The organism is Dokdonella sp. (assembly GCF_019634815.1).
In the GTDB taxonomy this organism is placed as follows: Bacteria; Pseudomonadota; Gammaproteobacteria; order Xanthomonadales; family Rhodanobacteraceae; genus Dokdonella_A.
Genome location: NZ_JAHCAP010000018.1, coordinates 69,438 through 75,564, shown reverse-complemented (window position 1 = coordinate 75,564; position 6,127 = coordinate 69,438). Strand labels below are relative to the sequence as shown.

3 protein-coding genes are annotated in these 6,127 nt (G+C 66.6%); 2 read left to right on the top strand and 1 reads right to left on the bottom strand.

Going from position 1 to position 6,127, the window contains the following annotated elements; all coding sequences use genetic code 11:
• Nucleotides 1-45: 45 nt before the first annotated feature.
• Nucleotides 46-3,867 carry an ATP-dependent RNA helicase HrpA gene (gene hrpA, locus KF759_RS10085; protein ID WP_291225070.1) on the top strand — a complete coding sequence of 1,274 codons (3,822 nt, stop codon included), beginning with the start codon at nucleotides 46-48 and terminating at the stop codon, nucleotides 3,865-3,867.
• Between the two features lie 191 nt (nucleotides 3,868-4,058).
• Here the strand turns inward: hrpA and KF759_RS10080 are convergent, their stop codons facing one another.
• Entirely contained in the window at nucleotides 4,059-4,526 is a 468-nt protein-coding gene (locus tag KF759_RS10080; protein WP_291225068.1) for a hypothetical protein, read from the bottom strand.
• 255 nt (nucleotides 4,527-4,781) lie between these two features.
• Between KF759_RS10080 and KF759_RS10075 the strand changes: the two genes are divergently transcribed.
• Complete coding sequence (locus KF759_RS10075; RefSeq protein ID WP_291225066.1) at nucleotides 4,782-6,053, top strand: hypothetical protein; 1,272 nt, start codon at nucleotides 4,782-4,784, stop codon at nucleotides 6,051-6,053.
• Nucleotides 6,054-6,127: the final 74 nt, after the last annotated feature.

Sequence of the window (6,127 nt, the reverse complement as noted above, 5' to 3'; positions counted from 1 at the left end):
GGCCGCGCCAGCGCCGCGGCTGCACCGTGGAACGAAGACGCGCGCATCGTTGGCGGCCGTGATCTGGTCGCCGGCGGCAGTTGGCTCGCCGCGCGCAGCGAGGAAATCGTTGCGCTGATTGAAAAGCATCAAGTGATCGTGCTCGCCGGCGAAACCGGCTCGGGCAAGACCACGCAACTGCCCAAACTGTGCCTGGCCGCGGGGCGTGGCGCGCGCGGCATGATCGCCTGCACCCAGCCGCGGCGCATTGCCGCGCGCACGGTCGCGCGCCGCGTGGCCACTGAACTCGGCACCCAGGTCGGCGCCCTGGTCGGTTTCCAGGTGCGTTTCGTCGATCAGGGCGACGAGAACGCATTGGTCAAGTTCATGACCGACGGCATCCTGCTTGCGCAGACGCAGGGCGATCCGTGGTTGTCGGCCTACGACACGATCATCCTCGACGAGGCGCACGAGCGCAGCCTCAACATCGATTTCCTGCTCGGCTACCTCAAGCGGCTGCTCGCCAGGCGCCGCGATCTCAAGCTCATCGTCACCTCGGCGACGATCGACACGCAGCGTTTCGCCGCCCATTTCGGCGGTGCACCGGTGATCGAGGTCGAAGGTCGCACTCATCCGGTCGAAGTGCGCTGGCGCGATCCGGCAGCCGGGGCGGCCAGCGCTGGCATGCCCGATGAGATCGAGCAGATCGGCGCGGTGATCGACGAAATCACGCGCAGCGATCCGCGCGGCGACATCCTCGTGTTCCTGCCCGGCGAGCGCGAGATCCGCGACACGCATCTGGCCTTGTCGCGGCGCAAATACCGCGAGACCGAAGTGCTCGCCTTGTATGCGCGCCTGTCGGCCGCCGAGCAGGACCGCGTGTTCCGGCCCGGCCCGCAGCGACGCATCGTGCTCGCCACCAATGTCGCCGAGACCTCGCTCACCGTGCCGCGCATCCGCTACGTGGTCGATCCCGGCACCGCGCGTGTCAAGCGCTACAACCCGCGCAACCAGCTCGAACGGCTGCACGTCGAGCCGATTTCGCAAGCGGCTGCCGACCAGCGCAAGGGGCGCTGTGGTCGCGTCGGACCGGGCATCTGCTATCGCCTCTACGGTGAAGACGATTACGCGCAGCGACCGCGTTTCACCGAGCCGGAAATCCTGCGTTCCTCGCTCGCCGGCGTGATCCTGCGCATGCTCGACCTCAAGCTCGGTGATCCGGCAGCGTTTCCGTTCCTCGAAGCGCCCGGCGAGCGTGCCTTGGGCGACGGCTTTCGCCGCCTGCAGGAACTGGACGCACTCGACGAGGCGCGGCGGTTGACTGCAACCGGACGCGCGATGGCGCGCTTGCCGATCGATGTCGCGCTCGCGCGCATGCTGATCGAAGCCAAGCACCTCGGCGTGCAGCGCGAGCTGAACGTGCTCGCCGCCTTCCTGAGCGTGCAGGATCCGCGCGAACGCCCGGCCGACGCGCGCCCGCAAGCTGACGCGGTGCATGCCCGGCATGCCGATTCGCGCTCGGATTTCATCGGCATCCTGCGCCTGTGGGCGGCCTATGGCAGCGCGCACGAGGAACGTACGCAGAGCGGCCTGCGCGAATGGTGCCGCGATGGGTTCCTGTCATTTCTGCGCATGCGTGAATGGCGCGAGCTGCATCGACAGTTGCTGCTCCTGCAAGACGGTGACCGGCCGGAAGTCGACAAGCCCAGTGGCGCTCCGCCCGCGCAACAAGGCGCGCCATCGCGGAAGGTCGCTTCAACGAGTGCCGAATCCCGGATGCCGATTCCGGGCGCAAGCACGAGCGACGCCTACGAAGCGATCCACCGCTGCCTGCTGTCGGGCTGGCCAACCCAGGTCGCACGCAAGGACGAGCGCGGCCTGTACCGCAGCACGCGCGAGCGTCGTTTTTCGATCTTTCCCGGTTCAGCGCTGGCCAAGTCCGCGCCGAACTGGCTGCTGGCCGGACAGATCATCGATCTGAAGAAGGTCTACGGCATGTTGTGTGCGCGCGTCGAGCCGCAATGGATCGAACAGCAGGCCGCGCACCTGATCCGCAAGTCCTGGCGCGATCCGCATTGGTCGCGCAAGCGTGGCGCGGTGCTTGCGCACGAACAGGTGAGCCTGTTCGGACTCCTGCTCGCCGAGCAGCGGGTGGTGCAATTTTCCGTGCAGGATCCGGCGCAGGCGCATGCGATCTTCCTGCGCGAGGCGCTGGCGCGTGGCGAGATCGAAGCGCGTGCTGATTTCGTGCGCGCCAATGCGCGCGTGCTCGCGCAGGCGCACGAGACCGAAGCCAAGCTGCGCCGCATTGGCCTCATGCGCGAAGAGTCCGAACTCGCGGCCTTCTTCGCCGGCAAGCTGCCGACCGACATTTGCACCAGCGCCGCGCTCGACGCCTGGTATCGACGCGCCACGCCGGCGCAGCAGGCGGCCTTGCACTGGTCGCTCGCTGATGTGCTCGACGCCGGTGCCGGTGCGGCGGCCGCCGATTTTCCGGCGCGACTCGACGTGGCCGGTCACGCGCTCGGCCTGTCGTACCGTTTCGTGCCCGGCGACGCAGCCGACGGCGTGACCTTGCTGGTACCGCTCGCCTTCGTCAATGCGGTGCCGCCGCGGCGCTGCGAGTGGCTGGTGCCTGGTCTGCTCGCGGACAAGGTCGCCGAGGCGATTCGCAGTCTGCCGCGTGCGCTGCGGCGCAATTTCGTGCCTGCGCCCGATTTCGCGCGCGCCTTCACGCAAGCCGAAGCGCCGCGTGACGAGCCGCTGCTGGCGGTGCTTTCGCGCTATCTGCAGCGCGTGACCGGGGTGGCGATTTCGGCGGCCGACTTCGATGTGGGCGCGCTGCCGGCGCATCTGCAGATGAATTTTCGCGTGTTCGACGAGCGTGGCCAGACCCTGGTCGAGGGCCGCGACCTCGCGGCGATCCAGTCGCACTGGACCGATGCCGCGCGCATGGCGTTCTCGCACCACGCCGATGTCGAGCTCACGCGCGAGGACGTGGCAAGTTTCGATTTCGAGGAGATCCCCGAGCGCATCGTCTCGGCCAGCGGGCTGACCGCATTTCCGGCACTCGTCGATCTGGGCGAGAGCGTGGCGCTGCGCGTGTTCGAGCGCGCCGACGAGGCGCTGGCCGCGCACCGGCGTGGCGTCGAGCGGCTGTTGCGCCGCACCCTCGCCGACCGGATCAAGCAGGCGCAGCGGCAATTGCCGATCAAAAGCGAGGTGTCGCTGCGCAGCGTCGCGGTCGAGCGCAATCGGCTCGATGCCGCGCTCAAGGATGCGCGTGCGCGCAAACCCGCAGCGACCAGCAGCGACAGCCTGCGCACGGATCTCATCGAAGGCGCACTGCGCGAGCGACTTGCCGCACATGAATTGGCGGTGCGCGATCGCGCTGCCTTCGAGGCGCTGCGCGAAGCGATCGCGCGCGAGCTGTTTCCCGCGGCGATCGAACGTCTCGCGCTCGCCGAGGCGATCCTTGCCGCACTCGCCGAGTTGCGGCCCTTGCTCGAGCCCCCGCTGATGGGTTTTGCCAAGGCCAACTACGACGATCTCCACGAGCAACTCGACGCCTTGCTCGCGCCCCGCTTCCTGTGCGATCTGGATCGCGAGCGACTCGCGCAGTTTCCGCGCTACCTCAAGGCGATGAGCCTGCGCGCGCAGCGGCTGCGCCAGGACCCGGCGCGCGATCAGGCGCGCATGCTCGGCGTGCAGTTGTATTGGCGCGAAGTACTCAAGGCGCGCGCTCGTGATGATGGCGATCCACGCGTGGAGGAACTGCGCTGGCTGGTCGAGGAACTGCGCGTGTCGAGTTTTGCGCAGGAACTGGGCACGCGCGAATCGGTGTCGCCCAAGCGCTTGGCCAAGCTGGTCGAGGCGCTCAAGGCCTGAGGCGTGATGGTTTCCTGAGCGGTGTTTGAGGATCGACAAGCGCAGCTGGGCGTCGGGCGTTGCCCTGAGCCAATCACAAGCAAGCGCCGCCAGCGCGCGCTGGCGAACGGGAGCGGTCTGCGCTGATGACCGGGAGTCGGCCCGGTGCGCATGACCACGGATGGCCTGCACCGGGCGAGCTCATGCCGGGCTCACTGCACGCGACGTACGCGCACGCTGCAGCCGCAGCCTTCGACGACCATCAGCCAGCTGCCGAGCATCATCGGCTTGATGCGCACCTTGGGGCTGTCCATGCGGCCGGCATCGAAATGCCCGGATTCGCTCTGTGCCCAGCGCTGGCCATTGGCGAGCTTGAACTCGGTGCGACCGTTCCAGCCGAGGAAGCTGCCATCGATCGAGGACTCGATCACGTTGCGCTCACCCTGATCGGTATCAAACACCTGCGCGCCGCCCGAGTTCACGTAACGGACGCCGCCGCCATGCGCGCTGAGCCAGGCATTGAGCTGGGCCAGTTCCTCGGGCGAGAGCTTGTCGAGGCCGGCAGCGTGAAACTCGGCCTGCGACATGCGTTCTTCGAGCGTTGGCGACGTGGTCTGGGCGCCGGCCGAGGCGGCGAGGGTCAGCAGGCAGGTGAGGGCAAGGCTCGAGATCGGTCGCATAGAGGTTCCGGCAAAATCGCGGCGAAACGGGCCGCAGCAACAAAAGTCCTTGTCTAACACGAACTTAACAGGTGCGCGCGCATGCGCGAACCGCTAGAATGTGAGCCGTTCGAGTGTAGCACGAGCTCTGCAGGCGGTAGCCTGCGTCGTGGCTTGCCGAACGCCAGCCGAGATGGCTGTATTCCCGTGTCCGTGCATGGTGCTTGTGCGCGGACCCGGCCTGGCCATCGATTCCCAGGTTCAGAGACCCGACGCATGTCAGTGAAGTTGTATGTGGTGAGTGCCCTTGCCGTAGCCGTGGCTCCGGTTTCCTTGATTGCCGATGCGCAGACGCAAAGCGCCGCATCGATTACCGTAAACCAGACAAGCTTGTCCGTGCAGACCCCGCTGTTGCCGGTGGCCTCGCCAACCGCAGGCATCACCTATTCGCAGCTCGGCACCGGCGCGAGTCAGTTGCGCGTGTTCACCGACGGCTTCCTGTTCTGCGGAAATCCCGGTCCGCTGGGGACGGGAGTGGTCAGCCTGATTCCTGCGCATGAAGACCAGAGTTTCATGCCAGCCACGAATGTCCATCCCTGGACGTTTCCGCAGGCGCAGGATGTGGCCAAGGTCAACTATTCCAGCGGCGTGCTCAATCTCAACCGCAATGCCACGGGCGTGCAATGGACTTCGCTGGTCTGCAACGGCGTCGGTCCACTTGGCGAGGCTGCAACCGGACTGTCCGATGGCATTTTTCGCAACGGCCTCGATGGTGGTGCGGAAACCAACTACAGCCACATGATCAACTGGACGCCTGATCCGCAGTTGGCCTTCAACTGGAACCAGCCCGATTGGAGCCAGGTGCCGGTCAATCCTTGCGTATCAACCCTGTCGCAGCCGGCAACCGTGGACGAGGACGTAGCCTGCGCAGCCGTGACCGGCGTGCGTCCGGGTGCTGGCGCCGGCCCGGTCGTGCCGCAGCGCGCAGGGACCATCTGGACCGATTCGCACGATGCGGTGAAGTTCACCTATCTGTTCCGCGTCGACGTGCGTACCGGCCCGCAGCCGCCGCAGGGACCGCAGATGCCGACGGGCACGACGGAACTGCCGGTGTTGCTGGATTCAGCCACGATCACCGATGCCTACGGTGGCGCACTGGTCAAGATCGTCGATGCCTATGACGCGTCGCTGGTCGCCGGCACCGGCCAGTACTGCCTGCTCACGAGCCTTCCCGCAAGCCTGGGCAGTGGCGTGTGCAGCGGCAATCCACAGACCTATCCGCTCGCCAACGGACCGCTGTCGATCCAATTCGGCGTCTACCCCGCGCCGATGGGCAGCGGCAGCAGCTCGTTCTATGTGGCGGTCGTGCGCGATCTCATCGGCACTCATCCGAACTACGTAACGCCCGCAGTCGGTGCCTCGATCCTGCTCGAGAGCGCGACGCTGCAGCTCGGTGGCGACCGTTTCAACGGGGATGACGTCGCATTCGGGTTCATGACGCCCAACTCCGCGGGCGGCTACGGCTTCCCGTGGATGATCGAGCCGTAATCAATTGCCGCGGGCAAGTTCTTGATGATCGGCGCCTGCGGGCGCCGATTTTTTTCCCCAATTGTGTTGCAAGT

Bases quoted from the DNA above. Each gene is read 5' to 3' on its own strand.
- KF759_RS10080 (WP_291225068.1), bottom strand. From the start codon at position 4,526: ATGCGACCGATCTCGAGCCTTGCCCTCACCTGCCTGCTGACCCTCGCC.
- KF759_RS10075 (WP_291225066.1), top strand. From the start codon at position 4,782: ATGTCAGTGAAGTTGTATGTGGTGAGTGCCCTTGCCGTAGCCGTGGCT.